Below are 13,957 nucleotides of genomic sequence, written 5' to 3' on the forward strand. Positions count from 1 at the left end.
CGTATTCCGTTCACGTTGGTGCACGGAACACGCTCTCGCTTTTTGTTCGAGCGAGCAACTTTATCCGATCAAACGAGTCCGTTTGATCGGATGTTGCTCTAGCGGGGGCGGTCAGGGTGCGGCGCGGGCGGTGAGCACCATGCGGACCAGATCCGGCAGGCTGCCGGCCTGCATCTTCTCCATCAGGTTGGCGCGGTGGATTTCCACCGTGCGGGCGCTGATCTTGAGGTCATAGGCGATGCTCTTATTCGGCAGCCCCTGCACCAGCCCGTCCAGCACCTCCGCCTCGCGCGGGGTGAGGCGGCGCAGCCGGGCGAGGATGGCCTCGGCATCCGCCGCGCCGGCCAGGGCGCGGGCCTGGCGGGCGAAGCCTTCCTCCACCGCCGCCAGCAGGGTGTCGTCCGAGAAGGGCTTCTCGATGAAATCCACCGCCCCGTTCTTCATCGCCGCCACCGCCAGCGGCACGTCGCCATGGCCGGTGATGACGATGACCGGCAGGAAGATCCGCCGTTCGGTGAGGGTGCGTTGCAGATCCAGCCCGCTCAAACCCGGCATCCTTACATCGGTGACGATGCAGCCCGGGGCGAGCGGGACGGGGCTGTCCAGGAAGGCGCTGGCCGAGTCGTAGGCGCGCACGCTGTGGCCGGCGCTGGCCAGCAGAAACACCAGAGCGGCGCGCACCGCCTCGTCATCATCGATGAGATGGACGATGTTGGTGCTCATGCGGTGCACAAGGTGAAGGCGAAGAGGGTGCCGCCGCCGGGGCGCGGCTCTGCCCAGAGCTTGCCACCATGCGCCTCGATGATGGTGCGCGAGACCGAAAGCCCCACCCCCATGCCGCTCGCCTTGGTGGTAACGAAAGGCTGGAAGAGCTGGGCCGCGACCTCCGGGGCGATGCCGGGGCCGGTATCGGCGACTGAGATGCGCACCATCCCATCGGGCAGCGGGGCGGTCTCGATCTGCAGGGTTTTGACTTCACTGCCCTGCATCGCCTCCATCGCGTTGCGGATCAGGTTCACCAGCACCTGCTGGATCTGCACCTTGTCGGCGATGACGACGGGGCAGTCCGGATGGAAGCTGAAGCCGACATGCACCCCGCTTTCGCGCGCCCCGATCAGCGCCAGGGCGCTGGCTTCCTCGATCAGCTTGGGCAGGGTTTCGCGCTGGCGCTCGGTGGCGCCGCGGGTGACGAAGTCGCGCAGGCGGCGGATAATCTGCCCGGCCCGCAGCGCCTGCTCGGCGGCGCGCTCGATGCCGTCCTGCAGCAGCGCCGGGTCGGCAGCGCCGCGCGCCAGCAGGCGTTTGCAGCCGCTGAGATAGGTGGCGATGGCGGTGAGCGGTTGGTTCAGCTCATGCGCCAGGGTGGAGGCCATCTCGCCCATGGCGGTGAAGCGCGACATATGGGCGAGCTCGGATTGCAGCTCATGCAGCCTTGCCTGGGTTTCCTGGCGCTCGGTGAGGTCGCGCACGAAGCCGGTGAAGACGCGCCGCGCCCCCATCGCCGCCTCGCCGATATAGAGCTCCATCGGGAAGGTGGTGGCATCGCGGCGCTGGCCCATTACCACGCGTGAGGCGCCGATGATGCGTTTCTCGCCGGTGGTGAGGTAGCGGGAGAGATATTGGTCATGCTGCTCGCGATAGGGGGAGGGCATCAGCAGGCTGACATTGCGGCCGGTGAGCTCGGCCTCCTGGTAGCCGAAGAGCTTTTCGGCGGCGGCGGAGAAAGAGATGATGTCGCCCTGCCCGTCGATCACCACCATGGCGTCGGGCACGGTCTCCAGGATGGAGCGCAGATGCGCTTCGCGGTCCAGCCAGGCGGCGTCTGCCGGGGCATGGGTGGAGGGCTTGGTCTTCATGCTCCCCTGGTGGCGTTGTTGTGCAGCCACTCTAACCCGGGCCGGCAGCGAAACACAACCGAAGGCGGTGCCTGAAACAGCCCGCTGAAAAAAGTTGTAAAAGTTTTTTGGGTGCCGCCTTTTGTCCAAAAAAAGGCGGCGAAAACGTCTGGGGTGGAGGCGACGCCGGTGCCTCCACCCCAGACGTTTGTGGGGACTTTTTGAAAAAAGTCCCCGCACCCCCAAAAACTTTTGATCATTTTAAAGGGCTTTAAGTGCCCAGATGCGCCAGGAAATGCCGCTCTGCCCGGCGGAAGCAGAAGATCAGGGTGAAGGAAATGCAGAGATAGATCATCGCCGCCAGCCCGAACGCATCGAACGGCGCGTAGGTGGCGGTATAAGCGTCATTGGCCACTTTCAGAATGTCCGGCACCGTGGCGGTAAAGGCCAAGGTGGTGGCGTGCAGCATCAGGATCACCTCATTGCTGTACATCGGCAAGGCGCGGCGCAGCGCGGAGGGGATGATGATGCGCCGGTAGAGTGTGGCGCGCGACATGCCATAGGCGCGCCCGGCCTCGACCTCGCCAAAGGCGGTGTCACGGATGGCACCGTAGAAAATCTCGGTCGTGTAGGCGCCGGTATTCAGCGCGAAGGAGAGCAGGGTGCAGTTCAGCGCGGAGCGGAAGAAATGCGCCAGCGGCGGCGTGTCATGGACGAAATGCAGCCCATAAATGCCGGTATAGATCAGCAGCAGCTGGACATAGAGCGGGGTGCCGCGAAAGATGAAGCCATAGAGCCAGACCGGGCCCCAGATCAGCGGATTTTTGGAATTGCGCGCGATCGCCAGGGGCAGCGCCAGGCAGAAGCCGATGGCGCATGAGATGATCAGCAGCCACAACGTCATCGCCACGCCGGTCATCTGGTAGCCGTCGGAGACCAGCAGCGCCAGGCCGTAATGCTGGAGAATATAGATCATAGCACCGCCTTGCGCACGCCGATCATGTATTTGCGCTCCAGCAGCAGCAGCACGCCGTTGGAGATGATGGTGAGCACCAGATAGACCGCCCCGGCGATGCTGATGAAGTAGAAGGTTTCGAAGGTGGCCTCGCCGGCCTGCTGGGCGATTTTCACCACATCGGTGAGGCCGATGATCGAGACCAGGGCGGTGGCTTTCAGGATCACCTGCCAGTTATTGCCAAGGCCGGGCAGGGCGTAGCGCATCATCTGCGGGAACAGCACCCGGCGAAAGACCAGGAAGGGGCGCATGCCGAACGCCCGCGCGGCTTCCAACTGGCCCTTGGGCACCGCCATGAAGGCGCCGCGAAAGGTTTCGGTGAAATAGGCGCCATAGATGAAGCCCAGCGTGATGACGCCGCTGGTGAACGGGTCGAGATTGAATTCCAGATCCACCGCGTTTTGCAGATTATCGATCCAGTCGGTGAGATCGTTGATCCAGATCTGCAGCGAATAGAAAATCAGCAGCATCAGCACCAGGTCGGGCACGCCGCGGATCAGGGTGGTGTAGAGCGTGGCCAGGGTCCGGGCGGTGCGGTTCCTGGAGAGCTTCGCCGAGGCGCCGATGAGGCCGAGCAGGAAAGAGACCACGAGCGAGAGCAATGAGAGCTCGATCGTCGTGATGGTGCCGGCGAGAAGTTGCGGCCCGTAGCCACCGAGATTGAACATGCTCCAGCCCTGTAGCGAAAGCCGGCCCCGGCGCAAAGATGCCGGGGCCGGATGGTCTTGAGAATCAGGGCGCCTGCTTGGCGGCGGCGGCGTTGTAGATGCTGAAGTTGAAATACTTCGCCTGCAGCTTCTTGTAGGTGCCGTTCTTGTGGATCTGCGCGATCGCCCAGTCGATCTTCTTCAGCAGCGCCGGCTCGTCCTTGCGCACGCCGATGGCGATGTAGGAGCCCAGCACGTCCTTCGGATCGGAGGTGACATTGCCGGCCAGCGCGTAATCAGCGCCCTTCGGGGTCTTCAGGAAGCCGTAATCGGCCTCGACGCTATCCTGCAGAGAGGCATCCAGACGGCCGGAGAGCAGATCGGCATAGACCTGATCCTGGCCCTGATAGGAGACGACGTTGACGCCGTTCGGCTGCCAGTAGGTCTTGGCATAGGTCTCCTGGATGGTGCCGGCCTCGACGCCGACGGTCTTGCCCTTCAGGCTCGCCGCGGTCGGTTGCAGGCCGGAGCCCTTCTTGGCGATCAGGCTGGTCGGCTCGTCATACATCTCGGAGGAGAAGGCGACCTGCTTGGCGCGCTCCGGGGTGACGGTCATCGAGGACAGGATCGCGTCGAACTTGCGGGCTTCCAGCGCCGGGATGATGCCGTCGAAGGACTGGCTCACGAACACGCATTTCACCTTCAGCTCGGCGCAGATGGCGTTGCCGAGATCGATGTCGAAACCCTGGAACTGGCCCGAGGAGGAGAGGCTCTCGAAGGGCGGGTAGGTGGCGTCGACGCCGAACTTGATTTCCTTGAAGTCCTTGGCCGAGGCGGCCACGGGCGCCAGGCCGGCGAGCAGACAGGCGGCGGCAATGGCCGGCGCGAGGAATTTTTTCATGTTGTCTCCCATGTTTGACAGACCGCCCCGGCCCGCCTGCCGGGATGCGGTTTCAATGACATTACCCGATTAAAATCACAGCGCAATCACCTGTTTGCGGTTCAAAACGTCGTGAAGTTGCGGTGTATCAAGGCAGATGCCGGGCGGGGCGGACAAGGTGAGGGCGAAAATGCCTGTTGAGGCGGCAGCGCAGCGTTGAAGAGGGGTTGGGAGCATATGGCCGAGTCACGGCCGCTGGTGCTGGTGCATTCGGATGAGGAGCCGGTGGGCCAGGCCTTGCGTTTCGCGCTGGCGCTGGAAGGGGTGGAGGTCGGGCTCTGCGCCAGTGGGAGCGCGTTGCTGGCGCGGCGGGATCTGTCCCTCGCCGTCTGTCTGGTGCTGCGCCATGCGCCGCCGCAGCTGGATGGCTGCGCCCTGGCCGCCTTGGTGCGCCAGGCGGGCGTGGCGGCCAGGGTGCTGCTGCTGGCGCCGTCTCTCTCGCCGCAGATGCAGGCGCAGGCCCGGGCGGCCGGGGTGTGGCTGGTGCTGGAAACCCCGGTGCAGGGCGATGTGCTGGTGGAGACCATCGTCGCCTGCGTGCCGGGGCGGCGGGACTACGTAGAATCCCTTAAGGAACAAACCGGATAGCGAGGCGGCGCGGCGCGGCGCTAGATCCCTCTGTCTTTGAGGGGATCGCAAAATGTCAGTCACCATAATGAGGTCGCAAGCGCCGCAATTTCGGGTCCCACCGATGGTGCCGGGCCGTCCGGCCCCGCAGCACGCCGCCCCGGTTCTGCATGTGGCGGCGGAGGCGAGTGTCTTCAGCCAGGGTGATGCGGCGCGCTGCATGTACCGGGTCGTCTCCGGGCTGGTGCGGGCCTGCGCCTTCCAGGCGGATGGGCGCCGGCATATCGATGCCTTCTACCGGCCGGGCGATGTGTTTGGCTTCGAGCTGAACGGCGTGCACACGCTCTGTGCCGAAGCGGTGAGCGACTGCACGCTGGTGGCGCTGCGCCAGCCGGCCCTGCAGAGCGACCCGCAGGAAGCGGCGCAGCTTTATCATTACGCCATGCAGGCGCTGCAGCGCGCCCAGACCCATGCGCTGCTGCTCGGCCGCTGCAACGCGCCGCAGAAGCTGGCGCATTTCCTGCTCGACCTGCCCGCCCTGGGGCCGGTGGTGGAGCTGGTGACCTCGCGCCAGGATATCGCCGATTATCTCGGGCTGACGATCGAGACCATTTCCCGCACCTTGTCGCAGCTGGAGCGCGACGGGGTGGTGAAGCTGATCTCGGCGCGGCGGATCCAGTTTCTCGACAAATCCCGGCTGGAGGCGCTGACCCGCTAAACAGGCTGGACGAATGAGATGATATAATATATCAATCCCAGACGTGACGTTTGGGAGTTGGCGTATGCTGTTTCATCGTATCGGTTTGGCGCTGGTTTTTGGCCTGGCCGGGCATCTGGCGATGGCGCAGCCCGTGCTGCATGCGGTCGGGCTGGAAAATCAATATGCGGACGTGCTGGCGCAGATCGGCGGGCCTTATGTAAAGGTGAGCGCGATCCAGTCCGATCCGAACACCGATCCGCATGAGTTCGAGGCGACGCCGCGTATCGCCGCACAGTTCCGCAAGGCCGATCTGGTGGTGGAAAACGGGCTGGGCTACGATTCCTGGGCGGCGCAGCTGCTGAAGGGCGGCCATGCCAAGCTGTTGAGCGCGCAGGCGCTGCTGAAGCTGCCCGATAGCACGCCCAACCCGCATCTCTGGTACCGCACCGATACGATGCCGGCCGTGGCGGCCGCCGCGGCGGCGTTTTTCGAGGCCAAGGACCCGGCGCACAAGGCGCAGTATCAGGCCAATCTGAAAGCTTTCGATGCCGCGCTGGCGCCGTGGAAGGCGGAGATCGCCAAGGTGAAGGAGGATTATGCGGGCGCGCCGGTGGCGGTGACGGAGCCGGTGGCGGATGATCTGCTGCAGGAGGCCGGGTTGAAGATCATGACGCCGTTTTCCTATGAGCTGTCGGTGATGAACGATACCGATCCGGCGCCGCAGGATGTGGCGGCGGAAGAGGCGCTGCTGCGCGACAACAAGGTGAAGCTCTTTGCCTATAATGAGCAGGTGACGGACCCGCAGACCGAGGCGCTGCTGGCGCTGGCCAGGCAGCACCAGGTGCAGATTGTGCCGGTCTATGAGCTGATGCCGAGCAGCGCCAAGCATTACCAGGACTGGATGCTGCAGGCGACGACGGCGCTGAATCGGGCGCTGGCCGCGAAGTAAGGGCTTGACCTTTCAACGCCCCGCTCTGAAGTAGCGAAAGTTTTTGGGGGGCGTAGGCGGCGAAGGTTCCGCCGCTGCGTAGCGGCGGTGGAAGGCCGTCGGAGGGGTGGGGACTTTTTTCAAAAAGTCCCCACGAAGGCCTGGGGGGTGGCAATCGCGTTGCCACACGTCACGGTTTTTGCCGCTTTTTTGAAAAAAAGCGGCACCAAAAAACTTTTTGTTTTTTATTCAAGGACTCATTGGTGGATCAGCCGGCACTCGAAGTTACCGATCTGGCCGTCGCCCATGGCGGGCGCGAGGTGCTGCGCAATATCAGCTTCGCGCTGCCGCGGGGCAGTTTCTGCGGGCTGATCGGCGCCAACGGTGCTGGCAAAACCACGCTGCTGCGCGCGATTCTGGGGCTGCTGCCCGCCTCCGGGCAGATCCAGGCCGGCGGGCGGATCGGCTATGTGCCGCAGAAAATCGTGCTGGAGCCGGATCTGCCGGTGCGGGCGAAGGATTTCGTGGCGCTGGGGCTGGATGGGCATAAATTCGGCTTCGCGCTGCCCTCGCGCGCCCGGCGCGCGGCGGTGGCGGCCGCCTTGCAGGCGGTGGAGGCGGAGGGCTTCGCCGAGCAGCGCATCGGCCGGCTTTCGGGCGGGCAGCAGCAGCGTGTGCTGATCGCCCATGCGCTGGTGCGCCAGCCGGAATTGCTGCTGCTGGACGAGCCGCTGGCCAATCTGGACATCAAGGCCGCCGCCGAGATCGTAGCGCTGCTGCGCCGGCTCTGCCGGGAGCGGCGGATGAGCGTGCTGCTCTGTGCGCATGACATGAACCCGCTGTTGCCGGTGATGGACCGCATTCTTTATGTCGCCAATGGCAGGGCGATCTGCGGGCCAGTGGAGAAGGTGGTGCGCACGGAAGTGCTCTCGAAGCTCTATGGCTACCATATCGACGTGATCCGCGTGCATGGGCGGGTGCTGGTGGTGGCCGGGCAAGGCGGGTTCGAACCGGAGGACGAGGCGTGCTGCGCGGAATGCGAGGCCGCGCACGTGACGGCCATCCCGTAAGATGATGGCGTTTCTGCAAAGCGGGCCGGTGCAGACCGCGCTGCTGCTGAGTGCGGCGGCCGGGCTGCTCTGCGGCGCGCTGGGGGTATTCACCGTGCTGCGCGGCCAGGCTTTTGCCGGCCATGCGCTTGCTGATGTCAGCTCTGCCGGCGGGGCGGGCGCGCTCTTGTTCGGGATTTCGCCGCTGCTGGGGTTTCTGCTGTTCGGCATCGCCGGGGTGGGGGCGCTGGAGCTGCTGCAGCCACGGCGGGCGGCGGCGCGGGATGAGGCGGCGGGCATCTTGCTCGGCGCCGGGTTGGGGGTGACGGCGCTTTTGCTGCATTTTTGCCTGACTGGCCATGGAGCCTCCGGGGCGGCGCAGGCGGTGATGTTCGGGGCGATGTTCTCCGCCCCGCCCGGCACCGCGCTCTGGGCCAGTGGGCTGGCGGGGCTGTGCCTGCTGGGGCTGGTGCTCATCGCTCGGCCGCTGCTGCTGGCCACATTTGATGCCGAGCTGGCGCTTGTGGCGAAGCTGCCGGTGCGTGCCCTCGGATTCGCATTTCTGGCGCTGCTGGCGCTGGGGGTGACGCTGGCGGCGATGACCATCGGCGCGATTCTGGCCACAGCCCTGCTGATCGGCCCGGCGGCGAGCGCCTTGCGGCTGGCCGGCTCGCCATTGCGGGCGGTGCTGCTCTCGATGGGGTTGGGGCTGGCCGCCTGCTGGGGCGGGGTGGTGTTGGCTTATGCTTCTTATGGCTGGATCCCGGGGCGGACCTGGCCGGTGAGCTTCTTCATCGTCGCGCTGCTGTTTCTGTTTCATGAGGCGGCGCGCTGGGGGCGCAGGGCATGAGCTGGCTGGCGGAAATCTGGCTGGCCACCAGCCTGGTGGCGCTGGCGGCCGGAGCGGCGGGATATTTCGTGGTGGTCCGCCGCGCTGGCTTCGCCGCGCATTCGCTTCCGATGGCGGCCTTTCCAGGCGCGGCGGCGGCCAGCCTGTTCGGCTTTCCGCTCTGGCTGGGGTTGGGCGGCTTCGCGCTCGGCGGGGCCGGGCTGCTGGCGCTGATGCAGCGCCGCGCCCGGCGGGATTCCGCCACCGCCTTGCTGCTCTCCGGTCTGCTGGCGCTGGGGGCGTTGTTCCTCTCGCTGTCCGGCCATTATGCCGGGTCGGTCTATGGGCTGCTATTCGGGCAGGTCTTCGCGCTCGGTCCGGCGGATCTGCCGGTGCTGGGGGCCATCGGGCTCTGTGTGCCGGTGGCGCTGTGGGGGGCGATGCGCCCGCTCAGCCTCTCCGCCCTCTCCCCGGAGCTGACCCGCGTGCAAGGCGGCAACCCGGCCCTGTTGGAATTTCTGTTCCTGGCGCTGCTGGCGTTGGCGGCGGGCTTCGCGGTGCCGGTGACCGGGGCGCTGCTGGTGTTCAGCCTGATGCTGGGGCCAGGGGCGGCGGCATCGCGGCTCTGTGCCCGGCCGGGCGGGGCGTTCCTGCTCTCGATGGGCTTGGCGCTGGGGCTGTCCTCGGTCTCGCTGGCGTTGGCGTATGTCAGCGACTGGCCGATAGGGTTTTTCACCGGGGTGGGCGCGGCTTTGGTTTATTTGGCGGCGCGGATGACGCGGGCCTGACAGCGCCGGTTCAGGCCGGCTGTTCGGCGCAGTTGGCGCACAGCCCTTCGACTTCGATGACGGCGCGGCTGATGGAAAACCCCTGCCGCGCGGCGGCACTGGCCAGGGCGTGCGAGACCGCGTGATCCTCGATCTCCGTCACCGCGCCGCAACGTTTGCAGATCAGAAACTGCGCGTCGTCATGATGATGGTCCGCCTCGGCGCAGGGCACGAAGGCGTTCAGCCGCTCGATCCGGTGGATCAGCCGGTTTTCCAGCAGAAATTCCAGCGAGCGATAAATGGTCGGCGGCACCGCGGATTTGCGGATCGGCTTCAGCTGGTCGAGCAGCTGATAGGCCGTCACCGGCGCGCTGGCCTGCAGGATCAGCTCCAGCACCTCCCGCCGCAGGGCGGTGAGCTGGGTGCCGTGCTGCGCGCAGGTGGCCTCCGCGGCCTTGATCCGGGCGGCAATCTCGGTCTCGTGGGGTGGGGCGGCATCGTGCGGCATGGAGAGGATATAGTGTATCCATGCCGCCTGGGCCATCTATTGCGGCATGGCTTCGGGGATGATGGTTTTCACGATGGTCGCATCCAGCGCCTCGAACCCGGCATAATCGATGGTGGCGTAGAGATCCTTGCGGGTGAGCATCTGCTCGACGCAATTCTGCGCCCCGCCATCCTTGGCGATGGCCTTGTAGAGCTTCTCCTGCGCCAGGGCGGCGACGCGCAGCGAAGTGACCGGCCAGATCACCATCTTATAGCCGAAATCCTCGAACTGTTCCTTGGTATAGAAGGGGGTGCGGCCGAATTCGGTCATGTTGGCGAGCAAAGGCGTGCCCTGCATGCGTCTCGCGAATTCGCGGAACATCTCCTCGGTGTTCAGCGCCTCGGGGAAGATCGCATCGGCGCCGGCTTCCATATAGAGTTTGGCCCGCGCCACCGCGCCGTCGATACCCTCCGAGGCGGCGGCATCGGTGCGGGCGATGATGTAGAGATGCCGGCGCGCATGCCGGGCGGCGGCGATCTTCGCCGCCATATCCTGCGCCGGGGCGATTTTCTTGTCGTTCAGATGGCCGCATTTCTTTGGCAGGATCTGGTCTTCCAGATGCACCGCGGCGGCACCGGCATCCTCGAAGCTGCGGACCATGTGCATGACGTTCAGCGCCTCGCCATAGCCGGTATCGCCATCCACCAGCACCGGCAGGCCGGAGGCGCGGGCGACCTGGCGGATGAAGAAGCAGACTTCATCGACGGTGATGATGCCGAGATCGGGCAGGCCCATCGAGGCGGTCATCGCGGCGCCGGAGAGATAGGCGGCCTCGAAGCCGGCGTCTTTGGATTGCTGGGCGGCGAGGCCGTTATGGGTGCCGGGAATGCCGAGAATGCCGGGGCGGGCGAGCAGGGCGCGGAAACGCTCGCCGGCGGGGACGTTGGAATAGGATTCAGCGCTCAAATAGGTCATCGCGGCACGCTCCAAAATTATAAAAGTTTTTGGGGTGCAGCCCTTTTTTCAAAAAGGGCTGCAAAATGTGTGGGGGTGGCGGTGGCGTTGCCATACGTCACGGTCTTTCGCCGCTTTTTTGAAAAAAAGCGGCACCAAAAAACTTTTGCTACCGATCCTCAAGCTTCACGAACGGCAGATTCTCCGGCCCGGTATAGTTGGCCGAAGGGCGGATGATCTTGCCATCAATCCGCTGCTCGATCACATGCGCGCTCCAGCCGGCGGTGCGGGCAATGACGAAAAGCGGCGTGAACATCAGCGTCGGCACCCCCATCATGTGATAGGAGACAGCGGAGAACCAATCCAGGTTCGGGAACATCTTCTTCGCCTCCATCATCACCGCCTCAATCCGCGCCGCGATATCGAACATGGCGGTGCTGCCCGCCTCCTCCGAAAGCTGCCGGGCGACACGCTTGATCACCACATTCCGCGGGTCGGCGATGGTATAGACCGGATGGCCGAAGCCGATAATGACCTCCTTCTTCTCCATCCGCGCGCGGATATCAGCCTCCGCCTCGTCCGGGGTCGCGTAGCGCTTCTGCACCTCGAAGGCGAATTCATTGGCGCCGCCATGTTTGGGGCCGCGCAGCGCGCCGATACCGCCGGTCAGCGCCGAATACATATCCGAGCCGGTGCCGGCGATGACCCGCGCGGTGAAGGTGGAGGCGTTGAACTCATGCTCGGCATAGAGGATCAGCGAGGTATGCATCGCCCGCACCCAGCTCTTGGAGGGGCTACGCCCATGCAGCAGCCGCAGGAAATGCCCGCCGATGCTGTCATCCTCGGTCTCGACCTCGATGCGTTTGCCGTTGGTGGAATAATGATACCAATAGAGCAGCGCCGATCCGAGCGAAGCCATCAGCCGGTCCGCGATGTCCTTCGCCCCCGGCTGGTTATGGTCATGCGCCTCGGGCAGGATGGTGCCGAGCACGGAGACGTAAGAGCGCATCACATCCATCGGATGCGCGCTGGCGGGGATCTGCTCCAGCACCGCGCGGGCGGCAGCGGGGATGCCGCGCATCGCCCGCAGCTTGGTTTTGTAGGCGGCGAGCGCGGCCTTGTTCGGCAGCGTGCCATGGACCAGCAGATGCGCGATTTCCTCGAATTCCGCCGCCTCGGCGAAATCCAGAATGTCATAGCCGCGATAATGCAGGTCATTGCCGGTGCGCCCGACGGTGCAAAGCGCGGTATTGCCGGCGGCGATGCCGGACAGGGCGACGGATTTCTTCGGCTTCGGCAGCGTGGCGGTATCGTTCATCGCATTCTCTCCTGCGGCTTGGGCGTTTGCGTTGGAGATATCCTATGGGTGCGACGCGTCCAGAGGAATGATGCGAAGGCGCTGGACGGATTTTGTTAATTTTGCAAATTTAAACGTATGAAAGCGCCAAAAATCTTCGCAGGGACGAGGCTGCGCCAGGCCCGCGAGCGCGCCGGGCTGACGCAGCGGGCGCTCGCCGTGGAATTGGGGATTTCGCCCAGCTATCTCAACCAGATCGAGGCGGAGCAGCGGCCGCTGACCGCCCGGCTGCTGGCCCGTGCGGCGGCCAGGCTGGATTTGCCAAGCAGCTATTTCCAGGATGGCGAGGATGCCAGGCTGGCGCAGCAATTGCGCGAGGATCTGGCCGACCCGCTATTTCGCGCCCATCCCGGCGCGCCAGCGCAGATCGAGGCGCTGGTGCGCGGCGCGCCGCATCTGGCGGAAGCGTTCGCGACCCTCTACCGGGCCTACGACTCGCAGCGCGCCGCCCTGGCCCACGCCCCGGCCAGTCTGCCGTTATTTCCCTATGACGAGGTGCGCGACTGGGTGCAGTCCCGCCGCAACCATTTCGAGGCGCTGGACCGGGCGGCGGAGGCGCTGTTCGAGGGGCAAGGGTTTTCGCCGCTGACGTTGCGCGAGGATCTGCGCCGGTATCTGCGCGACGCCCACGGGATTTCGGTGAGTGCGGCGCCCGGCCTGCTGGCGGAGGGGATGTTCTGGCGGCTCAATCGCCGTGCCAAGGCGCTGCATCTGGCCGCCGAGGCGGCGCCGGAGAGCGAGATGTTCTGGCTGGCGCATGTGATCGCCCGGCTGGAGCAGGAGCGGGCGATCGAGGCGGAGCTGCGCCGGGTGCGGTTTTCGGCCGAGGAGACGTACGGCCTGGCGCGGCTGGCGCTGGTGAATTATTTCGCCGGGGCGCTGGTGCTGCCTTATGGCCGGTTTCACGATGCGGCCAGAACGGCGCGCTACGATATCCAGCGCCTGCAGCGCCAGTTCGGGGCGAGTTTCGAGCAGGTCTGCCACCGGCTTTCCACCCTGCAGCGGCCGGACCTGCCGGGGATCCCGTTCTTTTTCGCCAAGACCGACATTGCCGGGAATGTGCTCAAGCGCTCCTCCGCCACGCGCTTTCAGTTCGCGCAGTTCGGCGGGCCGTGCCCGCTCTGGAATGTGTACCGGGCGTTTTCGCATCCTGGCGAAATCCTGGTGCAGCTGGCGCGCACGCCGGATGACGCGATCTATCTCAACATCGCCCGCACGGTGGGGCGGGGCGGCGGGTCTTACCTCTCCCGGCCACGCGCGGTGGCGGTGGTGCTGGGCTGCGAGACCCGCCATGCGGCGCAGACAGTGTATGCGGCGGGGCTGGATCTCGGCAATGCCAAGGCGGCGGAGCCGATCGGCCCGGGCTGCCGGGCTTGTTCGCGGACCGATTGCCGCCACCGCTCGGTGCCGCCGCTGGGCGCGGCGCTGGATACCGGCACGGCCGCGCGCGGCGTGGTGCCGTATCGGCTGAAGAGTGAGGTTGCAGGCGGCTGAGGCCATTGCAAATCCCAGCAGCACAGGCACAAAATTTTCGGGGTGGGGGGCAAAAACACCCCACGTCTTTCTCTACCAGAACCGATGCGCGGATCCGCAACTGGCCATCGCATCACAGAAGCCATTCAGCGCCACAGGACGATGCGGATGAAGATTGTTCCTGGGCCGAGATCATCACGATCATTGCACCGCGCGGTTAAGCCCTGGTAGCATTTTCGGGTGATCGGCGCATTTGAAATCGGGTATTTGGCGGCATGACCGGGGCGGCGGCGCGGCTGCGCCTGGTTGGCGTGGCGCTGGCACCTGAGCTGTCGCGGCTGCGCGCGGCGGAAGCGGACCGGCTGCAGGCTGTGCGCATCGCCCGGCCCGGCTGGCCATGGCGCATGGC

General features: G+C 65.4%; 15 protein-coding genes. 7 read left to right on the forward strand and 8 right to left on the reverse strand.

Going from position 1 to position 13,957, the window contains the following annotated elements:
* Nucleotides 1-111: 111 nt before the first annotated feature.
* The 5 genes from fixJ to MXAZACID_RS10690 form a co-directional block, all read right to left on the reverse strand.
* Complete coding sequence (fixJ, locus tag MXAZACID_RS10670) at nucleotides 112-723, reverse strand: response regulator FixJ (RefSeq protein ID WP_008494349.1); 612 nt, start codon at nucleotides 721-723, stop codon at nucleotides 112-114.
* Nucleotides 720-1,856 carry a sensor histidine kinase gene (locus tag MXAZACID_RS10675; RefSeq protein ID WP_008494351.1) on the reverse strand — a complete coding sequence of 379 codons (1,137 nt, stop codon included), beginning with the start codon at nucleotides 1,854-1,856 and terminating at the stop codon, nucleotides 720-722. Before MXAZACID_RS10675 ends, fixJ begins: the two co-directional genes overlap by 4 nt.
* Nucleotides 1,857-2,106: 250 nt before the next feature.
* Entirely contained in the window at nucleotides 2,107-2,811 is a 705-nt protein-coding gene (hisM, locus tag MXAZACID_RS10680; RefSeq protein ID WP_008494352.1) for a histidine ABC transporter permease HisM, read from the reverse strand.
* Nucleotides 2,808-3,518, reverse strand: coding sequence for an ABC transporter permease (locus MXAZACID_RS10685; RefSeq protein WP_008494353.1), 711 nt, complete (start codon nucleotides 3,516-3,518; stop codon nucleotides 2,808-2,810). The genes hisM and MXAZACID_RS10685 overlap by 4 nt, the downstream gene beginning before the upstream one ends.
* A 64-nt stretch (nucleotides 3,519-3,582) precedes the next feature.
* Nucleotides 3,583-4,398, reverse strand: coding sequence for an ABC transporter substrate-binding protein (locus tag MXAZACID_RS10690; protein WP_008494354.1), 816 nt, complete (start codon nucleotides 4,396-4,398; stop codon nucleotides 3,583-3,585).
* A 216-nt stretch (nucleotides 4,399-4,614) separates the two neighbouring features.
* Between MXAZACID_RS10690 and MXAZACID_RS10695 the strand changes: the two genes are divergently transcribed.
* The 6 genes from MXAZACID_RS10695 to MXAZACID_RS10720 all read left to right on the forward strand — a co-directional run bounded on the left by MXAZACID_RS10695 (nucleotide 4,615) and on the right by MXAZACID_RS10720 (nucleotide 9,298).
* A complete protein-coding gene (locus tag MXAZACID_RS10695) occupies nucleotides 4,615-5,025 on the forward strand; it encodes a transcriptional regulator (protein ID WP_008494355.1) in 411 nt (136 codons plus the stop codon).
* Between the two features lie 103 nt (nucleotides 5,026-5,128).
* Nucleotides 5,129-5,722 carry a helix-turn-helix domain-containing protein gene (locus MXAZACID_RS10700; RefSeq protein WP_008494356.1) on the forward strand — a complete coding sequence of 198 codons (594 nt, stop codon included), beginning with the start codon at nucleotides 5,129-5,131 and terminating at the stop codon, nucleotides 5,720-5,722.
* Between the two features lie 64 nt (nucleotides 5,723-5,786).
* Entirely contained in the window at nucleotides 5,787-6,653 is an 867-nt protein-coding gene (locus MXAZACID_RS10705) for a metal ABC transporter solute-binding protein, Zn/Mn family (protein WP_008494357.1), read from the forward strand.
* Nucleotides 6,654-6,895: 242 nt separating this feature from the next.
* Entirely contained in the window at nucleotides 6,896-7,702 is an 807-nt protein-coding gene (locus MXAZACID_RS10710) for a metal ABC transporter ATP-binding protein (RefSeq protein WP_039885301.1), read from the forward strand.
* Between the two features lies 1 nt (nucleotide 7,703).
* The gene (locus MXAZACID_RS10715; protein WP_240376619.1) at nucleotides 7,704-8,531 is read left to right on the forward strand and encodes a metal ABC transporter permease; all 828 of its coding nucleotides are present in this window, start codon (nucleotides 7,704-7,706) and stop codon (nucleotides 8,529-8,531) included.
* Complete coding sequence (locus MXAZACID_RS10720) at nucleotides 8,528-9,298, forward strand: metal ABC transporter permease (protein WP_008494362.1); 771 nt, start codon at nucleotides 8,528-8,530, stop codon at nucleotides 9,296-9,298. Before MXAZACID_RS10715 ends, MXAZACID_RS10720 begins: the two co-directional genes overlap by 4 nt.
* 10 nt (nucleotides 9,299-9,308) lie before the next feature.
* Here MXAZACID_RS10720 and MXAZACID_RS10725 read toward each other — a convergent pair whose 3' ends face one another.
* The 3 genes from MXAZACID_RS10725 to prpC form a co-directional block, all read right to left on the reverse strand.
* Complete coding sequence (locus MXAZACID_RS10725; protein ID WP_026439745.1) at nucleotides 9,309-9,785, reverse strand: Fur family transcriptional regulator; 477 nt, start codon at nucleotides 9,783-9,785, stop codon at nucleotides 9,309-9,311.
* 36 nt (nucleotides 9,786-9,821) lie between these two features.
* Nucleotides 9,822-10,739 carry a methylisocitrate lyase gene (gene prpB, locus MXAZACID_RS10730; protein ID WP_008494364.1) on the reverse strand — a complete coding sequence of 306 codons (918 nt, stop codon included), beginning with the start codon at nucleotides 10,737-10,739 and terminating at the stop codon, nucleotides 9,822-9,824.
* A gap of 148 nt (nucleotides 10,740-10,887) precedes the next feature.
* Nucleotides 10,888-12,036, reverse strand: coding sequence for a 2-methylcitrate synthase (gene prpC, locus MXAZACID_RS10735; RefSeq protein ID WP_008494365.1), 1,149 nt, complete (start codon nucleotides 12,034-12,036; stop codon nucleotides 10,888-10,890).
* Nucleotides 12,037-12,153: 117 nt separating this feature from the next.
* Here prpC and MXAZACID_RS10740 point away from each other — a divergent pair, with 117 nt between their 5' ends.
* The gene (locus MXAZACID_RS10740; protein WP_008494366.1) at nucleotides 12,154-13,569 is read left to right on the forward strand and encodes a helix-turn-helix transcriptional regulator; all 1,416 of its coding nucleotides are present in this window, start codon (nucleotides 12,154-12,156) and stop codon (nucleotides 13,567-13,569) included.
* Nucleotides 13,570-13,957: the final 388 nt, after the last annotated feature.

Source organism: Acidocella sp. MX-AZ02 (assembly GCF_000306035.1).
GTDB classification, from domain to species: Bacteria; Pseudomonadota; Alphaproteobacteria; order Acetobacterales; family Acetobacteraceae; genus Acidocella; species Acidocella facilis.

Excerpts from the sequence above, each read along its gene's own strand:
- MXAZACID_RS10695 (WP_008494355.1), top strand. The coding sequence starts at position 4,615 with ATGGCCGAGTCACGGCCGCTGGTGCTGGTGCATTCGGATGAGGAGCCG.
- prpC (WP_008494365.1), bottom strand. The coding sequence starts at position 12,036 with ATGAACGATACCGCCACGCTGCCGAAGCCGAAGAAATCCGTCGCCCTG.
- MXAZACID_RS10740 (WP_008494366.1), top strand. The coding sequence starts at position 12,154 with ATGAAAGCGCCAAAAATCTTCGCAGGGACGAGGCTGCGCCAGGCCCGC.
- MXAZACID_RS10690 (WP_008494354.1), bottom strand. The coding sequence starts at position 4,398 with ATGAAAAAATTCCTCGCGCCGGCCATTGCCGCCGCCTGTCTGCTCGCC.
- prpB (WP_008494364.1), bottom strand. The coding sequence starts at position 10,739 with ATGACCTATTTGAGCGCTGAATCCTATTCCAACGTCCCCGCCGGCGAG.
- MXAZACID_RS10700 (WP_008494356.1), top strand. The coding sequence starts at position 5,129 with ATGGTGCCGGGCCGTCCGGCCCCGCAGCACGCCGCCCCGGTTCTGCAT.
- MXAZACID_RS10675 (WP_008494351.1), bottom strand. The coding sequence starts at position 1,856 with ATGAAGACCAAGCCCTCCACCCATGCCCCGGCAGACGCCGCCTGGCTG.
- MXAZACID_RS10705 (WP_008494357.1), top strand. The coding sequence starts at position 5,787 with ATGCTGTTTCATCGTATCGGTTTGGCGCTGGTTTTTGGCCTGGCCGGG.
- MXAZACID_RS10715 (WP_240376619.1), top strand. The coding sequence starts at position 7,704 with ATGATGGCGTTTCTGCAAAGCGGGCCGGTGCAGACCGCGCTGCTGCTG.
- hisM (WP_008494352.1), bottom strand. The coding sequence starts at position 2,811 with ATGATCTATATTCTCCAGCATTACGGCCTGGCGCTGCTGGTCTCCGAC.
- fixJ (WP_008494349.1), bottom strand. The coding sequence starts at position 723 with ATGAGCACCAACATCGTCCATCTCATCGATGATGACGAGGCGGTGCGC.
- MXAZACID_RS10685 (WP_008494353.1), bottom strand. The coding sequence starts at position 3,518 with ATGTTCAATCTCGGTGGCTACGGGCCGCAACTTCTCGCCGGCACCATC.
- MXAZACID_RS10720 (WP_008494362.1), top strand. The coding sequence starts at position 8,528 with ATGAGCTGGCTGGCGGAAATCTGGCTGGCCACCAGCCTGGTGGCGCTG.
- MXAZACID_RS10725 (WP_026439745.1), bottom strand. The coding sequence starts at position 9,785 with ATGCCGCACGATGCCGCCCCACCCCACGAGACCGAGATTGCCGCCCGG.